The sequence below is a fragment of the Bradyrhizobium sp. ERR14 genome (assembly GCF_014198235.1).
Taxonomy (GTDB): Bacteria; Pseudomonadota; Alphaproteobacteria; order Rhizobiales; family Xanthobacteraceae; genus Bradyrhizobium.
The window spans coordinates 35,490-62,454 of record NZ_JACIHD010000007.1; the positions used below are offsets into that span (position 1 = coordinate 35,490).

General features: G+C 62.2%; 24 protein-coding genes and 3 pseudogenes. 20 read left to right on the forward strand and 7 right to left on the reverse strand.

Features of this window, described 5'->3' with window-relative positions; genetic code table 11:
- Window positions 1–50 precede the first annotated feature (50 nt).
- The gene (ligD, locus tag GGD62_RS20540; RefSeq protein WP_183709871.1) at window positions 51–998 is read right to left on the reverse strand and encodes a non-homologous end-joining DNA ligase; all 948 of its coding nucleotides are present in this window, start codon (window positions 996–998) and stop codon (window positions 51–53) included.
- A 152-nt stretch (window positions 999–1,150) separates the two neighbouring features.
- Between ligD (GGD62_RS20540) and GGD62_RS20545 the strand changes: the two are divergent.
- A pseudogene (locus GGD62_RS20545) lies at window positions 1,151–1,765 on the forward strand (cell envelope biogenesis protein TolA).
- Between the two features lie 172 nt (window positions 1,766–1,937).
- Here the strand turns inward: GGD62_RS20545 and arsC are convergent.
- From arsC to GGD62_RS20560, 3 genes are read right to left on the reverse strand one after another with little or no spacing between them, the layout of a single operon-like run.
- The gene (gene arsC / locus GGD62_RS20550) at window positions 1,938–2,363 is read right to left on the reverse strand and encodes an arsenate reductase (glutaredoxin) (RefSeq protein WP_183709873.1); all 426 of its coding nucleotides are present in this window, start codon (window positions 2,361–2,363) and stop codon (window positions 1,938–1,940) included.
- Window positions 2,360–3,046, reverse strand: a complete 687-nt coding sequence (locus GGD62_RS20555; protein ID WP_183710227.1) for an MIP/aquaporin family protein — start codon at window positions 3,044–3,046, stop codon at window positions 2,360–2,362. Before GGD62_RS20555 ends, arsC begins: the two co-directional genes overlap by 4 nt.
- Window positions 3,046–3,402: a helix-turn-helix transcriptional regulator gene (locus GGD62_RS20560; RefSeq protein ID WP_183709876.1), complete on the reverse strand. Its 357-nt coding sequence runs from the start codon at window positions 3,400–3,402 to the stop codon at window positions 3,046–3,048. Before GGD62_RS20560 ends, GGD62_RS20555 begins: the two co-directional genes overlap by 1 nt.
- Window positions 3,403–3,451: 49 nt before the next feature.
- Here GGD62_RS20560 and GGD62_RS20565 point away from each other — a divergent pair, with 49 nt between their 5' ends.
- Window positions 3,452–3,982, forward strand: coding sequence for a DUF6428 family protein (locus tag GGD62_RS20565; protein ID WP_409333955.1), 531 nt, complete (start codon window positions 3,452–3,454; stop codon window positions 3,980–3,982).
- A gap of 398 nt (window positions 3,983–4,380) precedes the next feature.
- A complete protein-coding gene (locus GGD62_RS20570) occupies window positions 4,381–4,548 on the forward strand; it encodes a hypothetical protein (protein WP_183709878.1) in 168 nt (55 codons plus the stop codon).
- A 275-nt stretch (window positions 4,549–4,823) separates the two neighbouring features.
- Here the strand turns inward: GGD62_RS20570 and GGD62_RS20575 are convergent, their stop codons facing one another.
- Together GGD62_RS20575 and ligD (GGD62_RS20580) are read right to left on the reverse strand one after the other, a co-directional pair.
- Entirely contained in the window at window positions 4,824–5,003 is a 180-nt protein-coding gene (locus tag GGD62_RS20575) for a hypothetical protein (protein ID WP_183710253.1), read from the reverse strand.
- A complete protein-coding gene (gene ligD / locus GGD62_RS20580) occupies window positions 5,000–5,920 on the reverse strand; it encodes a non-homologous end-joining DNA ligase (RefSeq protein WP_183710231.1) in 921 nt (306 codons plus the stop codon). Before ligD (GGD62_RS20580) ends, GGD62_RS20575 begins: the two co-directional genes overlap by 4 nt.
- Window positions 5,921–6,024: 104 nt before the next feature.
- On the opposite strand from ligD (GGD62_RS20580), the gene GGD62_RS20585 reads away from it, so the two are divergent.
- On the forward strand, window positions 6,025–6,213 hold the full coding sequence (locus GGD62_RS20585; RefSeq protein WP_183709880.1) for a DUF3606 domain-containing protein: 189 nt from the start codon (window positions 6,025–6,027) through the stop codon (window positions 6,211–6,213).
- A 31-nt stretch (window positions 6,214–6,244) separates the two neighbouring features.
- Here the strand turns inward: GGD62_RS20585 and GGD62_RS20590 are convergent, their stop codons facing one another.
- Window positions 6,245–6,508, reverse strand: a complete 264-nt coding sequence (locus tag GGD62_RS20590; protein WP_183709882.1) for a hypothetical protein — start codon at window positions 6,506–6,508, stop codon at window positions 6,245–6,247.
- Window positions 6,509–7,895: 1,387 nt separating this feature from the next.
- Here GGD62_RS20590 and GGD62_RS20595 point away from each other — a divergent pair.
- The 16 genes and pseudogenes from GGD62_RS20595 to GGD62_RS20670 all read left to right on the forward strand — a co-directional run bounded on the left by GGD62_RS20595 (window position 7,896) and on the right by GGD62_RS20670 (window position 26,942).
- On the forward strand, window positions 7,896–8,858 hold the full coding sequence (locus GGD62_RS20595; protein ID WP_183709884.1) for an ArdC family protein: 963 nt from the start codon (window positions 7,896–7,898) through the stop codon (window positions 8,856–8,858).
- Window positions 8,859–8,961: 103 nt separating this feature from the next.
- Window positions 8,962–11,078 (forward strand): annotated as a pseudogene (locus tag GGD62_RS20600) (ParB/RepB/Spo0J family partition protein).
- 186 nt (window positions 11,079–11,264) lie between these two features.
- The gene (locus tag GGD62_RS20605) at window positions 11,265–15,587 is read left to right on the forward strand and encodes a strawberry notch-like NTP hydrolase domain-containing protein (protein ID WP_183709886.1); all 4,323 of its coding nucleotides are present in this window, start codon (window positions 11,265–11,267) and stop codon (window positions 15,585–15,587) included.
- Window positions 15,587–16,648, forward strand: coding sequence for a toprim domain-containing protein (locus tag GGD62_RS20610; RefSeq protein ID WP_183709888.1), 1,062 nt, complete (start codon window positions 15,587–15,589; stop codon window positions 16,646–16,648). The genes GGD62_RS20605 and GGD62_RS20610 overlap by 1 nt, the downstream gene beginning before the upstream one ends.
- A 370-nt stretch (window positions 16,649–17,018) precedes the next feature.
- Complete coding sequence (locus GGD62_RS20615) at window positions 17,019–17,942, forward strand: DUF2493 domain-containing protein (RefSeq protein ID WP_183709890.1); 924 nt, start codon at window positions 17,019–17,021, stop codon at window positions 17,940–17,942.
- 131 nt (window positions 17,943–18,073) lie between these two features.
- Window positions 18,074–18,523 (forward strand): hypothetical protein, encoded by a 450-nt coding sequence (locus tag GGD62_RS20620; protein ID WP_183709892.1) that lies wholly within the window; start codon window positions 18,074–18,076, stop codon window positions 18,521–18,523.
- A 576-nt stretch (window positions 18,524–19,099) separates the two neighbouring features.
- Window positions 19,100–19,420 (forward strand): DUF736 domain-containing protein, encoded by a 321-nt coding sequence (locus GGD62_RS20625; RefSeq protein WP_179734561.1) that lies wholly within the window; start codon window positions 19,100–19,102, stop codon window positions 19,418–19,420.
- A 713-nt stretch (window positions 19,421–20,133) separates the two neighbouring features.
- Window positions 20,134–20,409 (forward strand): DUF2285 domain-containing protein, encoded by a 276-nt coding sequence (locus GGD62_RS20630; protein ID WP_183709894.1) that lies wholly within the window; start codon window positions 20,134–20,136, stop codon window positions 20,407–20,409.
- 165 nt (window positions 20,410–20,574) lie between these two features.
- On the forward strand, window positions 20,575–20,769 hold the full coding sequence (locus GGD62_RS20635; protein WP_183709897.1) for a transcriptional regulator domain-containing protein: 195 nt from the start codon (window positions 20,575–20,577) through the stop codon (window positions 20,767–20,769).
- A 303-nt stretch (window positions 20,770–21,072) separates the two neighbouring features.
- Window positions 21,073–21,345: pseudogene (locus tag GGD62_RS40865) on the forward strand (DUF2285 domain-containing protein).
- Window positions 21,346–21,478: 133 nt separating this feature from the next.
- Window positions 21,479–21,760: an AlpA family transcriptional regulator gene (locus GGD62_RS20645; protein WP_092295092.1), complete on the forward strand. Its 282-nt coding sequence runs from the start codon at window positions 21,479–21,481 to the stop codon at window positions 21,758–21,760.
- Between the two features lie 22 nt (window positions 21,761–21,782).
- The gene (locus GGD62_RS20650; protein ID WP_183710233.1) at window positions 21,783–22,664 is read left to right on the forward strand and encodes a replication initiator protein A; all 882 of its coding nucleotides are present in this window, start codon (window positions 21,783–21,785) and stop codon (window positions 22,662–22,664) included.
- A gap of 289 nt (window positions 22,665–22,953) precedes the next feature.
- On the forward strand, window positions 22,954–23,430 hold the full coding sequence (locus GGD62_RS20655; RefSeq protein WP_183709899.1) for a DUF2840 domain-containing protein: 477 nt from the start codon (window positions 22,954–22,956) through the stop codon (window positions 23,428–23,430).
- On the forward strand, window positions 23,415–23,927 hold the full coding sequence (locus GGD62_RS20660; RefSeq protein ID WP_183709901.1) for a S26 family signal peptidase: 513 nt from the start codon (window positions 23,415–23,417) through the stop codon (window positions 23,925–23,927). Before GGD62_RS20655 ends, GGD62_RS20660 begins: the two co-directional genes overlap by 16 nt.
- The gene (locus tag GGD62_RS20665; RefSeq protein WP_409333956.1) at window positions 23,924–24,760 is read left to right on the forward strand and encodes a lytic transglycosylase domain-containing protein; all 837 of its coding nucleotides are present in this window, start codon (window positions 23,924–23,926) and stop codon (window positions 24,758–24,760) included. The genes GGD62_RS20660 and GGD62_RS20665 overlap by 4 nt, the downstream gene beginning before the upstream one ends.
- 418 nt (window positions 24,761–25,178) lie before the next feature.
- Window positions 25,179–26,942 carry a DUF3363 domain-containing protein gene (locus GGD62_RS20670; RefSeq protein WP_183709903.1) on the forward strand — a complete coding sequence of 588 codons (1,764 nt, stop codon included), beginning with the start codon at window positions 25,179–25,181 and terminating at the stop codon, window positions 26,940–26,942.
- Window positions 26,943–26,965: the final 23 nt, after the last annotated feature.

Consider the following 26,965-nt stretch of genomic DNA (forward strand, 5'->3'; position numbering starts at 1 on the left):
AGGCGAGTGCGTCAATCGTTCCGCTTGCCGGGTTACGCCGAAGGGAAGCTCTACTTGCGCGGACGTTCTCGCTCACGCACGACGTCCTTCGCCCGCTTGTCGGACCTGAGCCCGAGGTAGACGGGCTGGCGCAGTTCGCCCTTACTCGTCCACTCCGCGAATTTGACCTCGGCAACCAACGAGGGCCTGACCCAGGTCGTGGCGGCCTCGTCCTTCACTTTGGCAAGGAAGGGTGATTTAGGGGTCGTCAGCTTCACGAGCTCGGCATGGAGGTCTTCCAGGACCTTGTGGCTGAAGCCAGTGCCGACATGTCCGATATAGCGCCACGTGTCGTCTTCCCGCACGGCGAGGACCAGGGCGCCGAAGAACGGCCTGGTGCGCTTGGGCGCTGTGAAGCCCGCGATCACTACTTCCTGCCGCTGTGCCGTCTTGATCTTCAGCCAATCCGCCGTCCGGCTTCCGGACGCATACGCGCTGTCGGCGCGCTTCGCCATGATGCCTTCCAGACCCTTCCGCTCGGCCTCGGCGAAGAATTTCGTGCCGGTCGCTTTGCGGTGACGGCTGAAGGCGATCAGCCGGTGGCTCGGCAGGATCGCTTTCAGCCGCTCCTTGCGCTCGAGAAGAGGCTGTTTGCGCAAGTCAACTGCGTTCTGAAACATGAGATCGAAAGCGCAATACAGGAGCTTCGCTTCATGACGCAGCGCGTTTTGAAGCAGCTGGAAATGCGAAACGCCGTCCTTTCCGATCGCGACGAGCTCGCCGTCGATCACTGCGTCGCCCTTCACGCCCTCCAGCGCTTTGGCGACCTCGATATAGCTGCGGCTGATGATCTTGCCGTTGCGGCTGTAGAGCGCAATCTTGCCCCGCCGGATTTCCGCGATCATCCGGAAGCCATCGTACTTATCCTCGAAAACCCAGCCGGGGTCGTCGAACGGCGCGTTGGTGAGCGTCGCCAGCATCGGCTGTAAGCGCTTGGGCAGGGTCGACGCCCGGCTCATTCAAGGGCCAATCCTTCAGAGCGTGTTGCGTAATGCACGGACGTCCTTCAAGAATGAGTGAACGCTGAAAGCCATGGCATGTTCCGTCAGACGCCGCGGCAAATCCCGGGGCCCGCGGCGTTGACTATCGAACGGAAGGTCTGATTAGGCCGATGGCCAGAAAACTGAAAACCTACCAGACTTCGCTGGGTTTCTTCGATCTGGCGATAGCCGCTCCCTCCATGAAGGCGGCTGCAAGCCTGGGGCGCCGACAGCAATCTCTTTCATCAGAGCGCGGCGAAGGAAAGCGACGATCCGGACGTCATCGCAGCGGCCATGAAGAAGCCTGGCGTCGTTCTCAGGCGCCCGGTTGGATCCGACGGATCCTTCAGCGAGCATGCCGAACTGCCCACCGATCTTGGCGGCGGCAGAAGATCGACGAAAGCCGCGCGCAAATCGAAGCGCCCAATGGCGAAGAAGCCTTCCTCGCGTCCCGCCGACAAGGCGGCGGAGCGGAAGGCCGCGCGCGCTACGAACGGGAGGAGAGGCGTCGCGAGAGTGAGCGGGCGAAGGAAGAGGCCGCGAGGCAGAAAGAGCATCAACGCAGGCAGCAAGCGGTCGATCAGGCACAAGCGGCGTTGGACAAGGCCGAGCGAGAGCATGCGAAGAGGGCTGCAGCCATCCAAGCTGAGGTGGAGGCTCTCGAGAAAAGATCCCAAGCCGAAGATGCGCGCTGGGGCGAGGAGAGAGAAGCATTGAAAGCGGCGCTGCAGCGCGCGCGGAGTTAGGGCAGGCCATTCTGCCGCCGGGCACGCCTGACACCTGCCTGTCCTCCGCAAAATCGACAGCGCAAAATAATTGCAGGAGCGCGGGCTCTACGTGCCTATTACGCTCAAATTGAGTTTTGTCGAGTTTGACCCTCAGCGGAAATTGAGCGCGAGTCTGGAACGTGTAGGCGGTTCACTCAGCGTGTCTACCGGGCCTCTTAGGCGAAATGACTTGCCCGTCTTCCTTGACGAATTGGCCAATGTCGGCCACGGCGAGGAGACCCAGCACGGTCTCGGACGGCCGGCACAACTTCACGCCCTTTGGCGACACCACGATCGGCCGATTGATCAGGATCGGGTGCGCCATCATGAAATCGATCAGGTCGTCGTCGCTCCATTTTGGATTGGCAAGATTGAGCCCGACATAGGGCGTATCCTTCTGGCGGAGCAGCGCCCGAGGCGTAATCCCCATGGTAGCGATCAGCGAGATCAGCTTGTCACGCGGGGGCGGATTCTTGAGATATTCGACGATCTCCGGCTCTTCCCCGCTTTGGCGGATCATGGCTAAGGTGTTGCGCGACGTCCCGCAATCGGGATTGTGATAGATCGTTATCGTCATCGGATTGCTTTCTTTGTGGTTTCAGTGCCCCGCAGGAGCCATGTCATGAAACCCGCGGCGACCACGGCACCCAAAACTTCGGCGACGATGAAACCCGGCAGATCCGGCGCGCGGATGCCGGAAAACGTGTTGGTCAATGATCGCGCGATGGCGACCGCCGGATTGGCGAAAGACGTGGACGCGGTGAACCAGTAGGCGGCCGTGATGTAGAGCCCGACCAGCCAAGGAATTGCGGCTTCGCGAAACCGGAGGCCACCGACGATCGTTGCGACAAGACCGAACGCGGCAACGAATTCTGCAAACCACTGCGGAAATCCTGTCCTCACCTTTGCAGAGAACTCCAGGAGGGGCAGGCCGAACATGGCATGCGCAACCATCGCGCCCAGCATTCCCCCGAGCACCTGCGCCGCGATGTACTGCGCGGCGTGATGCGGACGGAGTTCGCCCCTGACCGTGAATACCAGCGTGACCGCCGGATTGAAGTGCGCGCCGGATATTGGCCCGAGGATTGTGATCAGCACCACCAGAATGGCGCCGGTCGGAAGGGTGTTGCCGAGCAGCGCCAATGCCACGTCTTTGGTCAACGTCTCGGCCATGATGCCGGAGCCAATGACGGTTGCGACCAGAAGCAGGGTGCCGAGTCCCTCTGCCACAAGGCGCCTTGGCAGGTCGAAGCCGCGCATCATGCACGCGCCTTCTTGAGTTTGGAGGGCAGGCACTGGGCGGCGACGAGCGCCGGCGCGCAGATCTCCGGGTGGCCCGCGCAGCAGTCCTTCATGAGGAAGGCGGTGAGATCGCGTAAGCCGGCGAAATCCGCCGAGTAAATGATCGAGCGCGCCTCGCGGCGCGGCACGATCATGCCCGCATGCTCGAGATCCTTCAGATGAAAGGACACGTTGGATGGCGACACCTCGACCGCCTCCGCTACTGCCCCCGCAGCCATTCCCTCGGGACCCGCCTGGACAAGCAACCGCACGATCCGCAGCCGCGTTTCCTGCGATAGCGCCGCGAAAGCGGTTCGAGCTTGACGCTCCTCCATATTTCGATAATCCTACAATTCAATGATCATTGAAATGAGGATAGCAGCCATGAACACGCTTGCCAATACCCGCTCGATGGTTGGCGCTCTCCTTCCGGTGGAAGAGCTCTCATCTGCTGCGCTCCTTTCCGGCCTCGAGGCACACAAGGACAAGTCCCTGATCTTCAATTACGACGGCAGGGACATTCGCCCCAGCTACCACGTAACCGAAGTCAAAACCGGTTCATTCAGGGCGCTCGATTGTGGCGCGAACCCGGAGAGCTGGAGCGAGACCTTCATTCAGCTCTGGGACATCGAGGAGGAAAACCGCGGCCACATGCCGGCCGGAAAATTTCTTGCGATCATCCGCAAGGTCGAAGTGGCCGTCGGCTTCGATGCGCAAGCCAGGCTGACCTTTGAGGTGAGCGACGGTGTTCGGCCGATGCAGATCTATCGGGCGGAGCGTCTGATTACAGAGGAAACCGCGGTGCGCGTTTATCTCTCAGCCCGTCCGTCAAGCTGTAAACCGCGCGATCGATGGCTTGCAGAGCAGCAATCCTGCTGCGCACCGAAGACCAAGCAGCCGTGCTGTGGATCATGACCTGTAAAGGTGCAGTCGCGCCGCACGTGGCCTGATCCTGCCTAGCTTGATTTTGCGGTCTAAGCGCCGACCGTTGCGTGTAGACCCTGAGGGGCTGGTTCACAAATCCGATTAATCCCGAACGGACGTATCTGGCGGGCGGCACTCATTGGCCAGTGGATGGAGCTCGAGTGTTGATGTCACGAACCCGTGGCATGTCCATTGCATACTGGGAAACACTGAGATTTCAGTGCTCAGTTAGAGAATATGGCGCCGCCGGGACGCTTATTTCGAGCCCGGCCGCGTTTCTTCTAACAACCATGCTGATCTCGCGTCGTCATAAATCCGTAATTTTCGGTGCCCGAACCTTGGCGCCGTCTCCCGATTTGTCTAGGAGTGGGACCGCGAGAGGACCTGTCATGACCGACAATACGCAGCACGATGCAGCCAGACGCAATCGCCTGCTTGAAGCAGCACAACAGGAGATGATCAAGTTCGAACGGAAAGAAAACGAGTTCCGCAAGATGGATCGCGCGGAAAGAGCAGCCGAACTCCATTTGCCGCTCGATAATCTCAATGGTCATTAGTTCCGACGCCGACTAGTTTCACCGGACTGTCAGGACAATTGCTGCTTTTTCCCAGATGCAACGGATCGTAAACGCTGCCGCAGCTACTAGTTGTAGGAGGGAAGATGATGTTGCCGACCCAGTTAGGCGCGTGGCGTCGTAGTCTCCAGCGCCTCACTGCTTGGAATGGTGCGTGGAAACAGAATCGAGGAGCCGTCGCGGCCGACCGTTGCAACGATGGCGTCGGCGCCGACCAGAATTGAAGCGCCGCCGCGGCAAACACCTCCGCCGCGCCCCTAGGGCCTCACTGGAAAATCCTTCTTCGCATGCGCCGCCGCATCGTTGACCTTTTCGCGGTCCCTCCGGTCATCCGGAGCGAGCTCCATGACCGCTCGATGCAGCTCGGCCGGAATCGTCAGCGGATTTTCGAGGGGTTTGTCCGCCCATTGCCAAAAGCGATCGAATGCATCCATCATAAATCCTCCCGCAGGCCCCGGAAAAACGGGTGCCTGACCTTTCCCTCGGCCGACTTCGCGCGATACTCGATCTCGGCCAGAAGCTTGGGTTCGACCCAGATGCCCTTGTGAGCGATGCGCTTGGCGTAGGGCTGAGTCCTTCGGATGAGGGGTTTAAGCCGCTTCTGCAGATCGGCGGCCGAGACCTTGTCGAAGCCGTGGTCGACTTTGCCGGCGTAGACGAGATCGTCGCCCTTGCGCCGGGCGACATAAAGCCCGTCCCACTTCGTACCATCGAGTGCGAAACCGGCAATGGTCAGCGTCTCTCGCTGCACGCAGGTCTTCTTGACCCAGTCATTCGTGCGTCCTCTCGGATAGGCACTGTCCCGTACTTTCGAGACAACGCCTTCGAGGCCGAGCTTGCAGGCGTGCGCGAACACCTCGCGGCCGTCGATCTCGAAGCTTTCGCTGAACTGGATGTCGGTGCCGCTCAGGATCTTCTTGAGTTCGGCCTTGCGCTGATAGAGCGGTAGCTTCCTTATATCTCGGCCATTCAGATAGAGCAGATCGAACGCTACAAGCACGATGCTCTCCGATTTGCCCTTGAGCTCGTTCTGCAGGACCGAGAAGTCGGTCGTGCCGTCGGCGGCCGGTACCACGATCTCGCCATCCAACACCGCCGAGCTCGCCTTGATCCGCCAGGCGTCATGAGCGACCTTCTTGAACCGATGCGTCCAATCGTGGCCGCGCCTTGTGAAGATCTTCGCCGTCTCGTTGGCCAGCTGGACCTGAACACGGTAGCCGTCAAATTTGATTTCGTGAATCCAGCGCTCTCCGGACGGCACCTTCTCGATCGAGGTGGCCAGGGCCGGTTCGATGAAGCCGGGGAGAGGCGCCTTGACGCCGATAGCGGCCGGGCTTTTACGCTGAAACGCCACTGAAGAACTCCACGCTACAGCCGATTCAAATTGGCACAGTTCGAATCGTTCCGGAACCTGCGAATCCTTGTCGCGTTGCTTCGATGTCACAACAGGAGGCACCGATGGCGGTAGCGAAGAAGAGCAAAACGGCGCGCGGACGAAAGCAGGACCGGGCGCGGGTGGCAGGTGGGCAGGACTACGAAGTGCAGTACGAGGCAAAAAAGACCGGAAGGTCGGCGCCAGCGGTGAAGAAGGCCGTCAAAAAGGTCGGCAACGCGCGCAAGCGGGTGGAGAAACGGCTGGGCCGCTGAGTCGGAGAGACGGGCTGGCGTCCGAGGGTGGCTAGTCAGAGGGGCATTCAGGGCAGGTATCACCGATCGAGTCCAGCACGTCGCGAACCGCGGCCTCCGCTGCTTGAGGGGATACGTCTGCTGGCGGATCTCGACGGGCGATGCCGAAGGCCCGCGCTCGTGCATGCGGATCGGCGCGGTCCTGCACCCAACCGTGCTCCTCGCACTCGCGGATGGCGCCCGCTTCGTTCAGCACGTTGATCGCCCAACCGCGCAGGGTGCGGGTCGCCGGCCGTCTCTGCTTGGTCATCAGCATTGAAAGGTTCTCCCGCGCTGAGACGAATCGTTTAGTCCCGCAGACGTTCCCCATCGCTAACACACGACTGGGATTCCGGATTGTGGGATCTCGGGTAGTTTCCGCCCGGCCAGGTGCTAGGGTGGGCAAGAACGAACTGAAGAAGCCGTTTTCTGATGCTTCGGACTTCCGAGCTCAGGTTGTTGCTCCTTGTCCGTTTGGCGCGTGCGGCTGTCGCCGCACCGGGCTCTCGTGAACCGAGCCGCGCAGCGTCTCGGCCTTGCGGCTTCGATCCCTCGCGCACGAGCAATCACGCCCTCGCGGGGCAGAAACGAAAAACCGGACCTTTATGCAGCAGCCACCTGCACAAAGGTCCGGCCTTATCTCAGCTTGCCGCGATACCAAACGGCTGCAAAGGACGCTTCATATCCTTTGGGAGGTCTCGCTTTTTATCCGGGTTGCGACCCGGAGGCGGCAATTTATCAGTAGCCGATACGACTACTTCTTTTTCTTTGAAGTCTTCTTTGCCACCTTCTTGGTAGCTGCCTTCGCGGTCTTCTTTGCCTTCTTCGCTTTCTTGGCCATGTCGTCCTCTGTAAGAATTGGCTCTCAGTGAACATGCCCACGCCGTGCATAGACATGCGCACGAGTGAGACGTTATCACAAAAGCAAAATTGATACCAACCAGACGTGAAGCCGCATTGAGTCGGCTCGCCGGAGGCACTCGCCCTCGGGCCCGCCGTCATTGGCATGCCGGCGTCGCTATCACTGCCCTTCGGGTCGGGTGCCTTTTTAACCGGTCTCGCGACTGCACTCGGTCCCGGGTCCCGCCGCTACGCGTCGGCGCTATGCTGACCCTCCTGCGGGTGCCTCTTTTGCTGCGTCCCGCGAGTGGTCTTCGCTTTCGGTCCGCCCACAGGCCTCTCTTCCATAATTGCGAGACTCCCTGTGAAAATGCCGCGCGGTTCTCGTATCATTGCCTGCATCCCGTTCGCTCAGGTTTTGGCGCGTGCGGCAAGAGCCGCACCGGGCTCTCGTGAACCGAGCCGCGCAGCGTCTCGGCCTTGAGGCTTCGATCCCTCGCGCTAGAGCTATGGTGCTCCTCGCCGGGGGCACTCGGGAAAGGGGCTCGCCTGCGGCGATCGCTATCACTGCCCCGTTCCCGGGTGCCGCTATTGAACCGGTCTCGTCGCTGCACTCGGACCCGCGTGCCCCTTCGGGTCGCTATGCTCGCGCTCTCCGGGTGCCATTTTCCGTTGAGGCGATGCGCCGCTGGCGCACGCCTGATCGGGCCTGCGGCCCTCAAGCAGATTGCGAAAAGGCTGAGAGTAAGAGTGCAGGCTGGGTTTTTCCGTGACGGGTTACAAGCTGCGAGAGAGGCTCGCGGTGCCCGTCGCGGAGACCCGCGATGTCAAATTCTAAGGCTTGCGCGCGCGCCGGCAAGGACCGGGCGAACCTCTATACCGAAATCACCGACAAGATCATTGCCGAGCTCGAGGCCGGCCGTATCCCTTGGGTGCAGCCATGGGGAACCGCGGCGATCAAGGCGCCGCTCGCCATGCCGCGCAATGCTTCGACGCTGCGCGGTTATTCGGGAATTAACGTGCTGATTTTATGGGGTGCCGTTATCGAGTGCGGCTTCTCCAACCAGAGCTGGCTGACCTTTTGTCAGGCGCTCTCGCTTGGCGGCCACGTTTGCAAGGGAGAGCGCGGTACTACTGTTGTTTACGCAGATCGTTTCGTGCCGAATGACGAAAAGCGCCGCGCCGCTGAAACCGGTGAAGACGCGCTGGCGATTCCATTCCTCAAACGATTTACCGTTTTCAACGTCGATCAGTGCGCAGATCTGCCTGACGAGATTACCACCGCTGCGCCACCACCGCCGGCTGGCCTCATCGAACCCAGGGTCGACGCCCTGATCAAGGCCAGCGGAATTTCATTTCGGATTGGTGGAGATCGCGCGTTCTACGCAACAGCCGAAGACTACGTTCAGGTCCCGCCGCCCCAGGCCTATTTCGAATCCATCAACTGGCACCGCACGGCTTTGCATGAACTCGGTCATGCGACCGGGCACCCCTGGCGTCTTAATCGGGACCAGAGCGGATCCTACGGTACCAAGAAATATGCCTTCGAAGAATTGGTCGCCGAGTTGAGTTCCGCGTTCAGCTGCGCGTCGCTCGGGATCGTCCCGACCGTGCGTCATGCCGACTATATCGGCTCCTGGCTTGAAGTCCTGCGCGAAGACAATCGGGCCATCGTGCGTGCAGCCTCACAGGCAAGCAAGGCCGCCGACTATTTGCTCGGCCTCGTTCCCGAACCCATTGAGCTCGCGATGCTGGACTCGGTTGTCGCCGATCACGATGCGGCGTGATGCTTCGCCTCGTGGCCGCGCGAGAGTGAGAGGAGGGGAGGCTGTTCGCGACGGGTTGGAAGCCGAGAGAGAGTCTCACGGCCGCCCGTCGTGGAGAGCTAAGATGACGAAAGCCGTACAAAAGATCACGCTATCGCCTTCCCGGGATATTCCCTTCAACAAGCTCGTGCTCAGCCAGTCGAACGTTCGCCGCGTCAAGGCCGGTGTCTCGATCGAGCAGCTAGCCGAGAGCATCGCGCAGCGTACGCTTCTGCAAAGTCTGAGCGTCCGGGCAGTCGTTGATGCAGATGGCAACGAGACCGGCATGTTCGAGGTGCCAGCGGGCGGCAGGCGCTATCGCGCTCTCGAGCTCCTGGTGAAACAAAAACGCATGTCAAAGACGCAGGCGGTGCCGTGCGTTGTGCGTGAAGGGGTATCGCCGCGGACGATTCGGTGGCGGAGAACGATGAGCGAGTCGGCCTGCATCCGCTTGATCAGTTTCGGGCCTTCCAGACACTCCGCGATCTCGGCATGAGCGAGGAAGACATCGCCGCCCGGCACTTCGTGAACCCAGCGATCGTGAAGCAGCGGCTGCGGCTGGCGTCGGTGTCGCCGAAAATGCATGAGGTCTATGCCGAAGACGGCATGACTCTCGAGCAGCTCATGGCGTTCTCGGTCACGGCTGATCACGCCCGCCAGGAGCAAGTCTGGGAGAACGTCAGCCGTTCCGGCTATGATGAGCCTTACCAGATCCGCCGGTTGCTCACTGAGAACACCGTGCGCGGGTCCGATCGCCGGGCGCAGTTTGTGGGCCTCGATGCCTATCAGCGCGCGGGTGGTGGCGTTCTGCGGGACCTGTTCGAGCACGACGACGGCGGCTGGCTTCAGGATGCCGTATTGCTCGACCGCCTCGCAACCGAAAAGCTCAAGGCCGAGGCTGAGACGATTGCCGCCGAAGGTTGGAAGTGGATATCGGTCTCCGTAGAGTTCCCCTACGGTCACACCCAAGGCCTAAGAGAAATCGAGGGCAGACCTGGCGATCTCTTGCCTGAGGAGCAGGTCACCATCGATGCGCTGAACGCCGAGCAGGCCAAGCTTGAAACCGACTACCAGGATGCCGACGAATTGCCGGACGAGGTCGATCAGCGTCTCGGCGAAATCGAGTCGGCACTGGCGGCATTCGAAGACCGGCCGATGCTTTACGAACCGACGGAGATCGCTCGAGCCGGTGTCTTCATCAGCATCGATTCCGAAGGACGACTCTCCGTGGACCGGGGTTACGTCCGGCCTGAGGACGACGTGCCGGCAACCGATCCTGATAGCGTGCAGGCCGCCGATCCGACGTCGACCGAAGGGCAGGAGCCTAGCACTTCAGTCCAGCGCACGATCATCGCGGTCGCAGGTGGCACTGCCGATGCCGAAGAGGATGATGAGGACGCGACCAGGCCTCTGCCGGATCGGCTGATTAACGAGCTGACAGCGCATCGAACGCTGGCATTGCGCGATGCGCTCGCAGAAAATCCTGCGGTCGCGTTTCAGGCGGTGCTGCACAACTTCGTGCTGACGGCCTTTTACCGGTTCGCATCGTCCGGGAGCTGTCTCGAGATCGGTCTTCGCACGCCGAATTTTCCAGCTCAGGCTCCGGGGCTGAGGGACAGCGTCTCCGCCAAAGCTGTCGAGCTGCGGCATGAGGCTTGGAAGGCGCAGTTGCCGAAGAGCGAGAACGATCTCTGGGATGCGCTGACGGCTCTCGATGGTGGTGCACAGGCATCGCTCTTCGCCCACTGTGCTTCATTTGCGGTCAATGCCGTCTATGAGCCGGCCAACCGCTACAATCAGGGCCGTGTCTCCGCTCACGGTGTCCGCACCCGTCTCGACCAGGCTGATGTGCTGGCGCGCGCGGTCGAGCTCGACATGGTGCAGGCCGGCTGGCGACCGACCGTCGACAACTATCTCGGCCGTGTCACCAAGCCGCGAATTCTGGAAGCGGTGCGGGAAGCCAAGGGCGAGTCGTCGGCGCAGCTGATCGACCATCTGAAGAAGGCCGACATGGCCAAGGAGGCCGAGCGCCTCCTGGATGGCTCAGGGTGGTTGCCGGAGCCGCTGCGTCTCGTCGATCCCGATGCAGCGCCAGTGGGGCAGGAGGGCGAAGCGGGCCCGCTGCCTGAATTCCTCGCCGATGAGAAGGATCCGGAGAACGCCGGCGACGATGATCCGCAACAGCTAGACGCGGCTGAGTGAACATCATCGATCGGGATGGCTCGGGTCGTCCCGCAGTTGCTTGGGGGCCGGTGTACAGCGCCGGTCCCCATTCTTATGGGCGAGCGCTGAGAGGGAGAGTCGGGCCGGGAAGGGTTTGAGCCGTCGGGGGCAGAGGAGAGCGCCTGGTGGTTCGACCCATTCCTGCTCTCCGAAAGACATCCTGCCATGACCGAATCTCTCGCCGGCGGCGCTGCCGCCGCGCCGCTCTCGATGCGTGCCGCTGCAAGTCTCACCTCTGCTGCTGTCAGGGCCGCGCGACAGCTCTTGACCGATCTCGAGCGGGGCCGTCGCATTGATGCCGCTGCCCTGCGTTGCGCCATGGAGGCTGCCTTCGGCGCCTCCGACGCAGCCGGGGTCTGGAACTGGAAGACCGCCTATGACGTCTGCGAGGTGGCGACCGTCCTGTTCCTCCGCAAGTTCGGCTCGGGCATCCGCGCCAGGGCCGGCTCGCCGCCCGCCATGCTGCCGATGCTGGCGAAGATCGCGAGCCTGCTTCCGAGCCATACAAGGCGTTCCCTGGAGAGCGAGGAATTCCAGCAATTCTCGACGCCGATCCCGCTCGGGCTGGCGGCATGTACCGCAGCCGGCATTACGCCTGCCGATCGCGTTCTGGAGCCATCCGCGGGGACGGGCCTGCTCGCCGTCTTTGCAGAGCTCGCCGGCGGCGCCTTGGTGTTGAACGAGTTGGCCGAGGCGCGCGCAGAGCTGCTCGGCCATCTCTTCGCCAACGTTCAGGTCACGCGGTTCGACGCCGCCCAGATCGATGATCACCTCGATACGAGTGTCGTACCGAGCGTCGTCCTGATGAACCCGCCGTTCTCGGCGGTGGCGAACGTCGATCGACGGATGGCGGACGCGGCTCTCCACCACGTCGCCTCGGCGCTCGCGCGTCTTTGCGACGGTGGACGCCTCGTCGCCATCGCCGGCGCAAGCTTCGCGCCGGACAATCCGGCATGGCGAGATGCCTTCGTTCGCCTCCAGGAACGCGGACGGGTGGTGTTTTCTGCGGCCATCGACGGGTCCGTCTACGCCAAGCATGGCACTCAGACAGATACGAGGCTGCTTGTGATCGACAAGCTGCCCGCTGCCGATCCGACGGCTTTTCCCACCTCGCCAGGCATGGCGGGCGATGTCGCCACCTTGCTTGACTGGGTAAGCCAGCATGTGCCTCCAAGGCTGCCCGTCGCCCAGCCATCGGAGATCGCCGCTATCGGACGACCAGCGATGTCGCGATCGGTCAGCGCCGTTGCACCACGCATCTCGTCCACTTCGAGCGACGCCGCGCCAGTAGGCGCAGAACTGATCTACGAGACGGTCGAATGGTCCCCGCCGGAAGGCGCCCGGCTGACGGATGCGCTTTATGAGGAATATGGACTACAGTCCATCTGCATTCCCGGATCATGCGCACATCCGACCAAGCTCGTGCAGTCTGCCGCGATGGCGTCCGTTGCGCCACCGAAGCCATCCTATCGTCCGCACCTGCCGGCCACTGTCATGGCCGACGGAGTTCTGTCGGATGCTCAGCTCGAGAGCGTTATCTTTGCCGGCGAGGCGCATTCCGAATTCCTTGCAGGTTCCTGGACAGTCGATGCGACTTTTGACGTTGTGGCTGCAGCACGCGACGATGCAGAGAATGCTGTCCACTTTCGCCGCGGCTGGTTTTTGGGCGATGGCACCGGTGCGGGCAAGGGACGGCAGGTCGCCGGGATTCTGCTCGACAATTGGCTCAAGGGCCGCCGACGTGCCGTCTGGGTCAGCAAATCCGACAAGCTGATCGAGGACGCGCAGCGCGATTGGTCCGCGCTCGGGATGGAGCGCCTGCTCGTTACGCCCTTGTCCCGGTTTCGCCAGGGCACCCCGATCCGGCTCTCGGAAGGCATCCTTTTTACCACCTACGCCACGCTACGGACCGACGAGCGCGGCGAAAAGCTTTCGCGTGTCAGGCAGATCGTCGAATGGTTGGGTTCGGAATTCGACGGAGTGATTGTCTTCGACGAGAGCCACGCCATGCAGAATGCGGTTGGGGGCAAGGGCGAGCGCGGTGAACAGGCGGCCTCTCAGCAGGGCCGTGCGGGCCTGCGGCTCCAGCACGCGCTGTCGAATGCCCGCGTAGTTTATGTGTCGGCGACGGGCGCCACCACGGTCCACAACCTGGCTTATGCCCAACGCCTCGGCCTTTGGGGCGGCGCTGACTTCGCGTTCGCCACCCGTGCCGAGTTCGTCGAAGCAATCGAGGAGGGCGGCGTCGCGGCGATGGAGGTGCTGGCTCGGGACCTCAAGGCGCTCGGTCTCTACGCGGCCCGTTCATTGTCCTACGAGGGCGTCGCGTACGAGCTCGTCGAACACCAGCTGACGCCCGAGCAAGTTCGCATCTATGACGCCTATGCCGATGCGTTCGGTATCATCCATAACAACCTCGACGCCGCGATGCGGGCCGCCAACATCACCGGCGAGACCGGACCGCTGAACGGACAAGCGAAGTCCGCGGCCCGGTCCGCCTTTGAAAGCGCCAAGCAGCGCTTCTTCGGGCACCTCTTGACCTCGATGAAGACACCGTCGCTGATCCGTTCGATCGCGCGCGACCTTGAGGCTGGACACGCTGCGGTCATCCAGATCGTGTCGACGGGCGAAGCGCTGATGGAGCGCCGGCTCGCTGAGATCCCCACCGAAGAGTGGGGCGACGTCCAGGTCGACATCACGCCGCGCGAGTATGTACTCGACTATCTCGCCCACTCCTTTCCGGTCCAGCTCTACGAGCCCTTCACCGACTCGGAGGGCAACCTCTGCTCCCGGCCTGTCTATCGCGACGGCCAGCCCGTCGAGAGCCGGGAAGCCGTCGCACGACGCGACCGCCTCATCGAGAAGCTTGCATCACTACCGCCGGTACCTGGCGCGCTGGATCAGGTCATCCAGCGCTTCGGCACCGAACTGGTCGCCGAGGTGACGGGCCGCTCGCGCCGCATCGTTCGCGAGGGCGACCGGTTGGTCGTCGAAAACCGAGCCGGTTCGGCCAACCTCGCCGAAACCTCGGCCTTCATGGATGACGTCAAGCGTATCCTCGTGTTCTCCGACGCGGGCGGTACGGGAAGGAGCTACCACGCCGAACTGTCGGCCCGGAATCGGAGGCTGCGGGTCCATTACTTGCTCGAGCCGGGCTGGAAGGCCGATGCCGCGATCCAGGGCCTCGGCCGCACGAACCGGACCAACCAGGCGCAGCCACCGCTATTTCGTCCGATCGCGACAGATGTGAAAGCCGAAAAGCGCTTTCTCAGCACCATTGCACGCCGGCTCGACACACTGGGCGCCATCACGCGGGGCCAGCGGCAGACCGGAGGGCAGGGCTTGTTCCGCCCCGAAGACAATCTCGAAAGCCAGTACGGGCGTGATGCGTTGCGTCAGCTCTACATCTTGCTCGCGCGAGGCAAGGTCGAGGGATGCTCGCTTGGGAGGTTCGAGGATGCGACCGGTCTGAAGCTGAACGATACCAATGGGCTGAGGGACGACCTGCCACCGATCACGACCTTCCTGAACAGGTTGCTCGCGCTCACCATCGAACTCCAGAATGTGCTTTTCACCGCCTTCGAGCAGCTCTTGACCGCTCGGATCGAGGGCGCGGTCGCGTCGGGTACCTACGACGTCGGGCTGGAAACGCTCCGTGCCGAAAGCTTTGTCGTCACCGACCGGCGGACGATCTATGACCATCCGGGCACCGGCGCCAAGACCCGGCTGCTCACGGTCACCCAGCGCCAGCGCAATCATCCGGTGAGCCTGGATGACGCTCATGCTCGTCTTTCCGATCGTCAGGCCGTCCTGCTGGTCAATGAGCGATCGGGACGAGCCGCCGTGCAGGTCCCCGCGGCGAGCGTCATGCTCGACAACGGCGAGATCGAGCGGCGCGTCCGTCTGATCCGGCCGATGGATCAGCACACGGTCCCCTTGACCATCATGGCCGAAAGTCATTGGGACGAAGCGGATCGTGAACGTTTTGCCTCGACCTGGCTGGCGGAGCTTGCCGAGGTGCCCGAGTTCACGGAAAGCACGATACACATCGTCGCGGGCTTGCTGCTACCGATCTGGAAGCGGCTGCCGAACGAATCGACCCGCGTCTGTCGGCTTCAGACCGATACGGGCGAACGCGTCATCGGCCGCAGGGTTTCTGCGGCGTGGGTCGCAAACGTCCTTGCGACGGACGCGCCCGCGCTGACGCCGGACGCTGCCTTTGCCGCGCTGATGGAAGGACGCACCGTCCTCGATCTTGCGGAGGGGCTCCAGCTTCGCCGCGTCCGGGTGATGGGTGCATATCGCATCGAGCTGTCGGGATTCAACGACACGATGCGTGATCGCCTCCGTGTTTACGGCCTCTTTGGGGAGATCATCTCTTGGAAGCTGCGCATGTTCGTGCCCACAGACGCGAGCGGCATCGAGGTCCTGTCGAGGGTGCTCGACACCTATCCGGTTGCAGGCATCAGTGAGCGGGAGGCCGCGTGATGTCCCGCGATGCCTCCGAACTGGCACACCGCCTCGCGCGTGACGCGGAGGCGGTGTGCAGACACTATCTCTCCCATGGCAAACGGGCGGGGCGGTACTGGGTGGTCGGCGACGTACACAACACCCCTGGTCGCTCGCTATTTGTGCGGCTCCAGGAATCGTCGAAGGGCCCAGCCGGCAAGTGGACCGATGCCGCGACCGGGGAGCATGGCGATCTCCTCGACATCATTCGCGAAAGCCTGGCCCTGCGAGACTTTCGCGAGGTCGCCGAGGAGGCGAGGCGGTTTCTAAAGCTGCCTCGTTCAGAGCAGCAATTCGCTGCGAAACCCATTCGTTCAGTCGCGCCGGCCGGATCGCAGGAAGCCGCTCGTCGGCTTTTTGCGATATCCAGCCCGATTGAAGGGACGCTAGCCGAGGCGTACTTGCAGCGTCGCGGGATTACTTGCATCAACCATGGTGGCAGCCTCCGCTTCCACCCGCGTTGCTATTACCGGCCGGACGAGCTCTTGCCGACCGAAACCTGGCCGGCGATGATAGCCTCTGTCACGGACCTCGAGGGACGGATCACCGGTGTGCATCGCACCTGGTTAGATCCACACGGCTTTGATCGTGTGCGGCTCGGCAAGGCTCCGATCGACACACCACGACGTGCGATGGGCGACCTGCTCGGCAACGCCGTTCACTTCGGCGCGGTGGACGATGTGCTCGCGGCCGGCGAGGGCATCGAGACCATGCTGTCACTGCGGTACGCACTGCCGACCCTGCCCATGACCGCTGCGCTCTCGGCAAATCACCTCTCAGCCATGTTGCTGCCTTCTGGCCTACGCCGACTCTATATCGCCCGCGACGCAGATGCCGCCGGAGATGCTGTACAGGCTATTCTCACCCAGCGCGCGGAAGACGTCGGCATTGAAGCGATCGCTTTGTCGCCCCGGCTTGGCGACTTCAACGAAGATCTGCACACCTTCGGGTTCAGGGCCCTCCGAGAAGCATTGCGGCTGCAACTCGTACCAGAGGACGTCGTCCGCTTCCTGCATTCGTCGACGGTAGCCGCGGAATAGCCCGGGTCATTCGATCGGCGTCGACAGGTCAGTAGTGACGAGGCCAATGCCGGAAGAGGACGCGACCACGGCCTTCTTGAGGGCGATCGGACGGCAAGCGGTTCGGGCCGGCAATGGCTGCGTCCGGCCATTTTCCGCCGCGCGCCGGCGATGGGAAGACACATTATTTATGTGGCCGGCGCGCTTTGCATCGCGAAGCAAAATAGCCAGCCTCCGCCATCCTCCGCTGCGCTTCGGCCCTCCGCTTCCGCCTACGCCCTCCGGGCTTCGGCGGACAAGCCGCTCCGGGTTCTGGCCCGCTCCGCCTGCCTCTGAGTGATCGCCACGAAGGCCGCGATTGTCGCGGCCGATCCGGCAAAGGATCGCCTCCATGACCGACCATGATGACATCGAACTGCCGCACGTCTCTTCTCCGACCGATCACGTTCTCACCGAACTGCAACTTTTCGGCTATCGCCCGTTCGACGATCAGCCTGATCCACGGCCGCTCCCCGAGGGCAGGATCATCGCCGGCGCCGTCGCCGATATATTCGATGCCCTGGTCGCGACGTTGAGCGACACCCGGCTTGAACCAGACCTCGACGATCTGCTCTGGTCGACCGTCAACCTGTTCCACCGAGCCGTCGACCGCATCGGACGCCAGCTCGACGACAACGAACAAGCGCAGCAGAAGCGCCAGCGCGAGCAAGACGGCTCCGAAGTTCGATCGGTCGAACTCGAGCGCGTGACGGCGGAAGGCATCTCTCTGATCGAGCGCCGCAACTGCCTGGAGCTCTTCCGTGACCAGGCCATCGAGCGCTTCGAGACCCAGACCGGCTCATTCTGGCGTCCCCGATCGGGATCACTGGTGAACCATCGCACGCTGACGGCAGCTATGATCGACTCCCGCGATTTTATCGCGGCCAAGCGCCGCGCCGAAACCGAGGTCATGTTGCCGGCGGGCCCGAAGATCGCACTCACCGGCGGGCTTGACTTCAACGACCATCATCTGATCTGGGATCGCCTCGACAAGGTTCACGCCAAGCATTCCGACATGGTCCTGGTCCACGGCGGCTCACCGAAGGGGGCTGAATTGATCGCCTCCAAATGGGCAACCAACCGCAAGGTGCCTCAGATCGCCTTCAAGCCCGATTGGACGAAGCACGCCAAGGCAGCACCCTTCAAGCGCAACGACGCCATGCTCGAACTGCTGCCGATCGGCGTCATGCACTTCCCGGGCACGGGCATCCAGGACAACCTCGCCGACAAGGCGAAGCGACTCGGTATCCCCGTCTGGAGGTTCGGCGGCGGGTGAGCGCCATCCAAGCCATCGAGGCGGAATTGCTCACGCCGCAACTCCGCCCCTTTTCGGTCTCATATCCAGAGTTGCGCCGTGGTGGTGGTGGAAGGCGCGACTGGTAGATCTATGCACATGGAACCACCACCATGCTCGCCCTTGGGCTTGTTTTCAACACACTCGGAATTGGCTTGTTCTGCTGGGCAATCTTTGCGCTCGCTGTGTATGCCCTGCCGTTCTTCGTCGCATTGAGTATCGGGATGACGGCGTTTCAGAGCGGTGCTGGCCTCATCGGCGCGCTGCTTATCGCCACGGCTGGCGGCGCGCTGACGCTCGTCCTCGGCCAGGTCGCCGTCGCTATTACTCGGTCCTTGGCCTTGCGCATCGCGATTGCGACAGCATTCGCTTTTCCCGCCGCCGTCGCCGGCTATCATGTGGTGTTCGCTGTATCGCAGATCGAGGTGCCTTCGCTGGCTTGGCGTGAGGTCTTCGCTTGCCTCGGCGCAGTTTGCATTGGCGTTACGTCATGGACGCGCTTGATGGTTTTGGTGAAGACCGGCCCGTTCGAGCCGGGCGGGGTGGTGGAGAACCCGTCCTAACCAGTTCTTACGGCCGCATGGCCCGAGGGATGACCTTTTACCGCCTTCATCGTCAGGACAGGTTCGCGTAGTTCGGCGCGCTGAACGGGTGATGATCGAAACCTGAGCGCGGGAGAGGCAGTCCTCCTCGGAACTCCTCGATCAAGCTGCCGACATTCGGTCTGGCCCACGCAGCCGCGGCAGAGCGGTTACCTCGATCGGTTCTTGGCAGACGATGCCGCCCTTTGCAGGAGATTGTTTCTCTTTCCGCGCTGAATCGTTCCGACCTCTTGTTCATCAAAACCGAGATAGCCACGCTTCTCCAGAGATTGTGGTTCAGCACGCGGACGCACGTGGCCTCGTTGATGGCTTGATCTGGCCGAAGACCGGCTTCGCCTCGATCGTCTGAGCCGCAACGCCGTTGATGCGACTTTCTTCCCCTGGGCTTCGCCCATTCCTCGCGAGACAAGAAAGTCGCCACAACGACGTCCTCCGCTGCGCTCCGGCCCGAGCGGGTGCGTCGCCGATCGTCCTCGGCCTTAGATCGCCATCGAGGCCGCGGTGGTCGCGGGCTCGAAACACAACAGGAGAAGTGACATGGCTAACATCGGTTCTTTCAAGAAGGTCGGCAATGATTTCCAGGGCGAGATCGTCACCCTGAGCCTGCAAGCCAAGGGCGTCCGCATCGTCGCCGAGACCAACCGGTCCAACGAAAACGCTCCCAGCCACCGCATCTACGTGGGCCGGGCCGAGATCGGGGCCGCCTGGTCGAAGCGTTCCGAGGAAGGCCGCGACTACCTCTCGCTCAAGCTCGACGACCCCTCGTTCAACGCGCCGATCTACGCGAACCTGTTCGATGACGAAAGCGGTGAGGGCTACACCCTCCTGTGGTCGCGACCGCGCAAGAACGGCGAGTAAGAGCGTCCCACCAAGCCCCGTCCGGTCCGCTGGGCGGGGCTTTCTAACTCTCCCTCGGCCGATGGATCGACCGTTGAACCATTGTTCTAAGTGCTTGCTACCGATCTGAGCGACATTTCGTTTGACGGCGTGCCCGGCGCGCCCTCTGAGATCGCCTGTTCGAGACCTGATCGCCGCCACTCCAGCAAGCTGGATCGGCAGTCGTAACGCGTGTCCACATCGGGACTCCCGGGTCGCGAGCCCGGCTCGCGGAAGCTCAGGACCGAGCTTTGGACACCTTCTCCTCAAGCAGATCTGCCGGCCTGACCCCCAACGCTTGGGCAATCTGCCAGATTGTGAGCAGTGTCGCGTTTTGGAGCCCTCGCTCCATGCTGCTTACAAAGGCCCGTCGACGCCCATGCGTTCCGCTACGGCCTCTTGGCTCAAGCCAAGGGCCAGTCGAAATCGACGCGCGTTTGCTCCAAAGACCTTGCGAATGTCCATCCGCAGGATAGGAAGCAATCGCGTATTTTGGCGCTACGTGTTATAATACGCGGAGCTGGTTGTTTAGGGTCTCGGACGGAACCTCAATTAAGGAAAATATGGGAAATGCAGCTTCTTGAACGCTCGCCCGAACAGGTGGCATTCCATATGCTACAGCAGGGAATTGTTCGAGCCGGCGAGGCTGGTGCCTCGCCATTTGATTTTGAATCTCGCGCATATTGTCGTCTCTGATGTCGAAGCCGCCGCTGGATCCTGACGTCGCGGATGTCGCGCCGAACGAGCCGGCGCTGACGGTCTATGACGAACAGCATGTCGTCACATACATGCGTCTTCTGCAGGCTGAAAGTGAGGGGGCGGACTGGCGCGAAGTGGCTCGAGTGATCTTGCATATGGACCCAGAGCGAGAGCCGGATCGTGCGCGGCGCGCATATCAGAGCCATCTTGCGCGTGCCAAATGGGTGACGGAGCAAGGGCGCCGCCTCTTACGCGGCGCTGGTTCGAAATAGAAGAAAATCGCTGGCTGGCGACTTGCAGGCAGAACGATTTTCTTTTGCTGACCAGTGGTCATTCCTGTGCACCACGTGGTGCTAAACTAGGGGCTTCCTACAACTGCTTCGTTCATACCTATTGCACCGCAGTCGTTGTTAGCTGCGTGCAATGGGGCGGAAGCAATGCCTGAATTTGACTGGCGGTCGCCGGATTCCTACAAGAGCCTACAAGGCGCGGAAGTCACCGACATCGCCTGGGAATGTCTTCGTCGTAACGCCGACTATCGGCGTGAGTACGAGGTGATGATTGCCAACAATCAGAACGGCGAAGTGACTGACGAATTCAGGAGGAAATGGGGTATCTGCTTTCGCCCATGACCCGCAGAGGTCGTTCGACGAGCAGACGATCTTTTGGGCGCCTGAGGTTCTAGCGGCGGTCGTTCCGGTCAAGGTTGCTTGGGCCGCCGATCGCAGTTCGGCATCTCAACCGCTGCTTGACCTTGCAGCAGGTCAGGTGCGGCGCGCCGCCGACGGCTGGCACGCCGTGCTGCGCATCGGCGTGGTAGATCACCATGTTGGTCCAAAGAGCCGCCGGCGCTCGGCGCTTCATACGTAGCCGAATTGCCGTTTGATGGCGATTTCGAAGCGCGCGCGTATGCAGCGCGCCGGCTGTGGCGCACGATGAATGGACGCGCGCCAGGTCCTGCATTTCATCAACTATCTAAACAGCGGCGCGAACGTCTGAGCGCCGCGATCCGCGCGCTCGATGCGCACAGCGCCGGAGGCAGTTATCGCGTTGTCGCCGAAGCACTGTTCGGCAAAAAGCGCATCCCCGATCGCGCCTGAAAGACGCATGATCTGCGCAATCGAACGGTCCGCCTGGTGCAAGGCGGCCTCGCGTTGATGCGCGGTGGTTACCGCAAACTCCTGCGGCCCGTGCGCAAGGACGAGTAGCGCAGTCCCCGAGAGGTGCCGAAAATCTTACCCCTAACATTCGGCATCCCCCTCCGAGATCCTGCTTCTCCATGATGACCGCACACACGCCGGCCTAGCCAGGCGTAGTGCGCTGTCCTCCTGGAGTCCTCAAATGCCCGATCCGATGGCCGGTCTTCCCCCGCGCTTCCTGCGCACACCTGAGGCCGCCCGTTATCTTGGCCTGTCCGGTCGCACGCTGGAGAAGCACCGCACATACGGTACTGGGCCGACGTATCGGAAAATTGGCGGACGTGTCGTTTACGCCGTCGATGACCTGAAAGCGTGGGCCGACCGGGGCGCCAAGACGTCGACATCCGATCCCGGGAAGGGGACCGTACTACCCGCCAAAAAGCATCCGGTTCTGCGCCCGTATGCGGGCCAGGAACGTCGCTGATTGCCGCGTGAAAGCAGCGAACATGCGGCGCAAACACCATTCCGAGCGCGAGCAGCTTGAGCTTTTTCGGGCGCTACCCGGCGATCTTGCGCCTCGCGATGCGCAGGATCTGATGGCGTATCCGTTCTTTTCCCTCGCCAAGACAAAGCGTGTGGTGCCGATCGATTTTTGCGCCGGCGCGATCGCAATTCGGGTCGAAGCCGTTCCGGAACACGGCATGGCGACCATCTGGGATGCGGACGTTTTGATCTGGGCCGCTTCCCAGATCGTCGAAGCTCGTGACGCCGGCTTGAAGACGTCGCGCCTGATGGCTGCAACACCATACGAGATTTTGACGTTTGTCGGCCGCGGCACCAGCGCGCGTGACTACGACCGGCTGAAGGCGGGTCTCGACAGACTTCAGTCAACGACCGTGCTGACATCGATCCGCCAGCCGGCAGAGCGGCGACGGCACCGCTTCTACTGGATCAACGAGTGGAAGGAAACGGCCGATGCAAACGGCCGTCCGTTCGGACTCGAGCTGATCTTGCCAGATTGGTTCTACGCGGGCGTAATCGATGATGCACTCGTGCTGACGATCGACCGCGCCTATTTCGATCTGACGGGCGGGCTTGAGCGTTGGCTCTACCGGCTTGTGCGCAAGCACGGCGGACGCCAGGATGGCGGCTGGAGCTTTGACCTTGTGCATCTCCATGCCAAGTCCGGCATCCTCTCGCCGCTCAAGCACTTTGCTTACGACGTGCGCCAGATCGTCCAGCGCCAGACATTGCCTGGCTATCAGCTCGTGCTCACGCGCGACCCGAACGGCATCGACCGGCTGAACTTTACGCCAACGCCTGTTGCTCCCTTAACGGCCCGCCTGCGCCGGCGCGGTCTCATTCTAAATTCGAAGGACAACCTGTGAATCAGCTCGTGCTATTGGGGACCGCAACCCTCGTGCTATCGGGGACCCGATCCTCGTGCTATCGGGGACCGGAATCGGACTTATGCGCTTGTTTCTCCGCGCTTTCCGGCCGCTCTAACTTTACTAACCAGAAATCCTTCGGATTTCCTCTAACGGACCAGACCGCAACTTGCATGACGCGTGACCGGCAACGCCGGACCGCCGCTCATGCTGACGTTCACAGACCGCACACGCACTTCACCGCTCCCGAAGCGCGTGGCTCCCAGCTCGAGCTTCAGGGAGCGGCGGCATGAGCGATCTCACCGAAGTGGAAGTGCTGTGGCTCGAGAAGCGCATCGAAAACCGCGTTCGGTTCGGTCGCATTGTCGATGAACGGAAGCTTGATCGGCACAGGCGTATCCTGTCATTTGCGCCCGGTAGCATCTTTGCCTTCGTCCGTTGGACCTCCAACGACTTTGGGACGATCATTTCGCGCATCGACATCTTGCGCGCGGTCGCGCCGGGACAGCGCTGCTCGACTGTACCGTATGTGAAGCCCGGCGGAGAGATTGTGCTACGGCTGTCAGGTTGGCCGAAGGTCGAGCGCGTGCTGCAGATGATCGATGCCGTTGAGGCGCTCGGCATCGATCCCGCCGATGTCGCGCCTGATCATTGGCATCACGTTCATAACCGCCTGTCCGTCAACGAAAACCCGCGCCGGTACACGAAGGCGCGCCATCAGGCCTGGCTCCATCGCCAAAGGGTGATGCGATGGCAGGCTCTCTGAAGATACTCACCGCGACGTTTGGAACTGCTGCTGCGATCGTCACGACAATCGTCCTGGAGCCGCTTCCGCTTTACATCTGGAATGCATCGGTGAGCGTGCCAATAGGTCTCTACAGCTTACGACCGGCGAAGCACTTCCATGTGACCGAGCTTGTCGCCGTTCTGCCGCCGGAGCCGCTTGCGACCTTTCTTGATTTGAACGGCTATCTTCCGGTCGGCGTTCCCATGCTCAAGCGGGTCTTGGCGCTTCCGGGGCAAACGGTCTGCAGAAGCGGGCTCACGATTTCAGTCGACGCCATCGCCGTGGGTGAGGCGAAGGATCGCGACGGACGCGGCAGGCCGCTGCCGAAATGGCAAGGCTGCCGCGTCGTCGGCGACGGCGAGCTGTTTCTGATGAACTGGCAGTCGGACGACTCTCTTGATGGCCGGTATTTTGGACTTCTTCCGGCATCTAGCGTGATCGGCCGTGCGATGCCGGTGTGGACCTGGGAGGAGTGAGCGTGCGTATTGGACGGGTTCTCATCGCCATTCCCTTGTTCGATCGATTGCTGGATCATTCCTCCGTCTCGATCGATGTCTGCAAGGCTGGCGCGAGCGCGACAGCACGCTTGGCTCAGTTGGGCCCGCGCGTTTGTGCTGTCGTACCCCTGATGCTTCTTTTGACTGCGTTCGACAGTGCTGCTTCGGCCCAGGGCGGATCAGCCGCCCAGCCGGCGATCAGTCAGACCGCTCGCTCATTTGCCGGCTTCATCAATGAGGCCTCACAACGCTTTGCGATTGCACCGAACTGGATCCGATCAGTCCAAAGCATCGAGAGTGCTGGTGACGTGCACGCCAGATCGCCAAAAGGCGCAATGGGCCTGATGCAAATCATGCCGGCGACTTGGGCGGAACTTCGCGAGCGCTACAATCTCGGGAACGACTCCTACGACCCGCACGACAACATTATGGCCGGCACGGCTTACTTGCGCGAACTGCTCGATCGGTATGGCTTCCCTGGTGTGTTTGCCGCGTACAATGCGGGACCAACTCGCTACGAAGAGCATCTCGCAGGCGGCTCTCTGCCAGACGAGACGCGAGCATACGTCGCAAAGCTTGCAAATCTGCTTGCCATCGAACTGCCGCCGAGGTGGACGTCCAGCGGACAGTCATCAGCGGCCGCGACGCTGTTCATCACGCGATCCGATCTCATGAAAACGCGCGATCGGTTGCTGGCGCTGATGCCATCGAGCGGTGTCACGACCGCAATCTCGGCGCCCGATGTTTCGCCGATGGTCCCTCGGCCTAGCGGCGTGTTCGTCCCTCGATCGGATTCGGGAGCATCGCAATGACCGAGTGTGCGGGTTCGCAAAGCTTGGTGTGCTTCACCAAGCAAGTGGGGCGTGTTGAGGACGTACGGGCGATGCCTTCGGCCCGCGCTCTATTCGTCGCTTCGCTCCTCACCGAGCCACCCTCCGGGTGTCTCGGCCCTTCGGGTAACGATCGCTATCGCAAGTGCGCGGAAGCAGTGGGGGCTTCGCGAGTTGGCTGCCAAGTCGCGCCGGCTCTGTCGGGAACCGGCCACCTGGAGACCAGGACGGCAGGACGGCGAGATAAAAGGGGCTCGCCGGTCGAACCGCAAGCCATTGGCATGGCTTGGGTTCTGGCGTGCCGGTCGGTCGGGGCGCGTGCCGCGCTTTACATTTTTACCAATGCAATCAAAGGCGTTTTCGGCACCGTATGTGTTTTTGATCGTTGGGGGACCCTGCCGTGAGCGTGGGCGACAGCGATCTGCGTATCCGGCCCGGGCGAATCCGCAGTACACGCGCGCCGAAGCCCAAGAGCTTCATCAACCAGGTGCTGCGGGCGGCGAAGAAGGCCGGGCACACCTCAGGGCAGGCTGCGGCTGGCAGGCGCTCTGCGGCCTATGGGCGCTCGACGTTTGGCCGCGGGCGCCTGTCCTTTAGCCGCGCCAGATTATTCAGCCCGAGGCGGCGCGTTGTGGTGAAGGCGCGCGTGGTTCGTCATAAAGGGCGAGCCTTCCGTTCAGCGCCACTGACCGCCCACCTCTCATATCTGAAGCGCGACGGCGTGACCCGGAGTGGTGAGCGGGCCGAGATGTTCGATGAGGGCTGCGACCGAGCCGATAGCGCGGCTTTCGCAGAACGCTGCAAGGACGATCGGCATCATTTCAGGTTCATTATCTCGCCCGAGGACGCCGGCGACATGACCGACCTCAAGGCCTTCACCCGCGATCTCGCCAGGCAAATGGAGACCGACCTTGGAACGCGACTCGATTGGGTGGCCGTCGATCATTGGAATACCGACAACCCTCACGTCCATCTTCTCGTTCGGGGAGTAGATGAGGAAGGGGCGGATCTCGTGATCTCCCGCGACTACATCAGCCAGGGTCTGCGCTCACGCGCCGAGGAGCTGGTCGCCATTGAACTGGGTCCAAAACCGGAGCACGAGATCCGCAATTCGCTGGAGAGGGAGGTCACGGCGGAACGATGGACGCGGCTCGATCGGGAGATCCGGTTGGCGGCAGATGAGACCGGCTTTATCGATCTGCGCCCAGAGGTTCCCGGCCAGTCCGATCCTGAGATTCGGCGCCTGATGGTTGGCCGCCTTCAGCACCTGGAGAAGATGGGCCTTGCCGCATCCGTCGCACCAGGGGAATGGATGGTAGGGCTCGAGGCCGAGCGTAGCTTGCGCGATCTCGGCATGCGCGGCGACATTATCAAGACCATGCACCGTGCCTTTACCGAGCGCGGGGAAGCGCGCGGCGTTGCCGACTTCGTCATCGAAGGGGGGCCGCCGACGTCCCAGATTGTCGGACGGCTGGTCGACCGTGGATTGCACGACGAACTGACCGGCGAGGCCTATGCCGTGATCGACGGAACAGACGGGCGCGCGCATCATGTGCGCTTCCGAGGGGTCGAGGCCTTCGAACAGGCGCCACCGGTCGGTGGCATCATCGAAGTCCGACGCTTCGGTCAACCCGGCGATCCACGGCCAACCGTGGTGCTGGCGATCCGCTCCGATCTCGACCTTGGTGGTCAGATCACGGCACGAGGGGCCACTTGGCTCGACCACAGGCTGGTCGAACGCGAATCCATGCCGCTCGCCATGGGCGGATTCGGCCGCGAGACTCGCGACGCCATGGAAGCCCGTACCGAGCATCTGATCCAGGAGGGTCTGGCGCGGCGGCAGGGCCAACGCATCATCCTGCAGCGCGACCTCCTGAACACGTTGCGCCGACGTGAGCTGGACGAGGTGGCCGCAAAGGTCTCGGCCGACACCGGCCTGCCTCATGTGAAGCCTGATGCCGGGGAGCATGTGGCGGGCACCTATCGCCAGCGTCTGACGCTCGCCTCGGGACGCTTCGCCATGATCGATAATGGGCTCGGCTTCCAGCTCGTGCCCTGGTCGCGCGAACTCGAAAAGAAACTCGGCCAACACGTCACCGGCGTCGTGAAGGACGGCGGCGGCATCGAATGGGGCTTTGGTCGGAAGCGCGACCTCGGCCTCTAGCATCTCTCCAGTTCAGTTGCGGA

Coding starts and splice junctions, on each gene's coding strand:
- ligD (WP_183709871.1), bottom strand. CDS start 998: ATGAGCCGGGCGTCGACCCTGCCCAAGCGCTTACAGCCGATGCTGGCG.
- GGD62_RS20590 (WP_183709882.1), bottom strand. CDS start 6,508: ATGCTGATGACCAAGCAGAGACGGCCGGCGACCCGCACCCTGCGCGGT.
- GGD62_RS20635 (WP_183709897.1), top strand. CDS start 20,575: ATGCCTGAATTTGACTGGCGGTCGCCGGATTCCTACAAGAGCCTACAA.
- GGD62_RS20645 (WP_092295092.1), top strand. CDS start 21,479: ATGCCCGATCCGATGGCCGGTCTTCCCCCGCGCTTCCTGCGCACACCT.
- GGD62_RS20650 (WP_183710233.1), top strand. CDS start 21,783: ATGCGGCGCAAACACCATTCCGAGCGCGAGCAGCTTGAGCTTTTTCGG.
- GGD62_RS20575 (WP_183710253.1), bottom strand. CDS start 5,003: ATGATGGATGCATTCGATCGCTTTTGGCAATGGGCGGACAAACCCCTC.
- GGD62_RS20660 (WP_183709901.1), top strand. CDS start 23,415: ATGGCAGGCTCTCTGAAGATACTCACCGCGACGTTTGGAACTGCTGCT.
- GGD62_RS20625 (WP_179734561.1), top strand. CDS start 19,100: ATGGCTAACATCGGTTCTTTCAAGAAGGTCGGCAATGATTTCCAGGGC.
- GGD62_RS20630 (WP_183709894.1), top strand. CDS start 20,134: ATGTCGAAGCCGCCGCTGGATCCTGACGTCGCGGATGTCGCGCCGAAC.
- GGD62_RS20585 (WP_183709880.1), top strand. CDS start 6,025: ATGGCGGTAGCGAAGAAGAGCAAAACGGCGCGCGGACGAAAGCAGGAC.
- GGD62_RS20570 (WP_183709878.1), top strand. CDS start 4,381: ATGACCGACAATACGCAGCACGATGCAGCCAGACGCAATCGCCTGCTT.
- GGD62_RS20620 (WP_183709892.1), top strand. CDS start 18,074: ATGCTCGCCCTTGGGCTTGTTTTCAACACACTCGGAATTGGCTTGTTC.
- GGD62_RS20595 (WP_183709884.1), top strand. CDS start 7,896: ATGTCAAATTCTAAGGCTTGCGCGCGCGCCGGCAAGGACCGGGCGAAC.
- GGD62_RS20655 (WP_183709899.1), top strand. CDS start 22,954: ATGAGCGATCTCACCGAAGTGGAAGTGCTGTGGCTCGAGAAGCGCATC.
- GGD62_RS20605 (WP_183709886.1), top strand. CDS start 11,265: ATGACCGAATCTCTCGCCGGCGGCGCTGCCGCCGCGCCGCTCTCGATG.
- GGD62_RS20610 (WP_183709888.1), top strand. CDS start 15,587: ATGTCCCGCGATGCCTCCGAACTGGCACACCGCCTCGCGCGTGACGCG.
- arsC (WP_183709873.1), bottom strand. CDS start 2,363: ATGACGATAACGATCTATCACAATCCCGATTGCGGGACGTCGCGCAAC.
- GGD62_RS20560 (WP_183709876.1), bottom strand. CDS start 3,402: ATGGAGGAGCGTCAAGCTCGAACCGCTTTCGCGGCGCTATCGCAGGAA.
- GGD62_RS20565 (WP_409333955.1), top strand. CDS start 3,452: ATGAACACGCTTGCCAATACCCGCTCGATGGTTGGCGCTCTCCTTCCG.
- GGD62_RS20555 (WP_183710227.1), bottom strand. CDS start 3,046: ATGCGCGGCTTCGACCTGCCAAGGCGCCTTGTGGCAGAGGGACTCGGC.
- GGD62_RS20615 (WP_183709890.1), top strand. CDS start 17,019: ATGACCGACCATGATGACATCGAACTGCCGCACGTCTCTTCTCCGACC.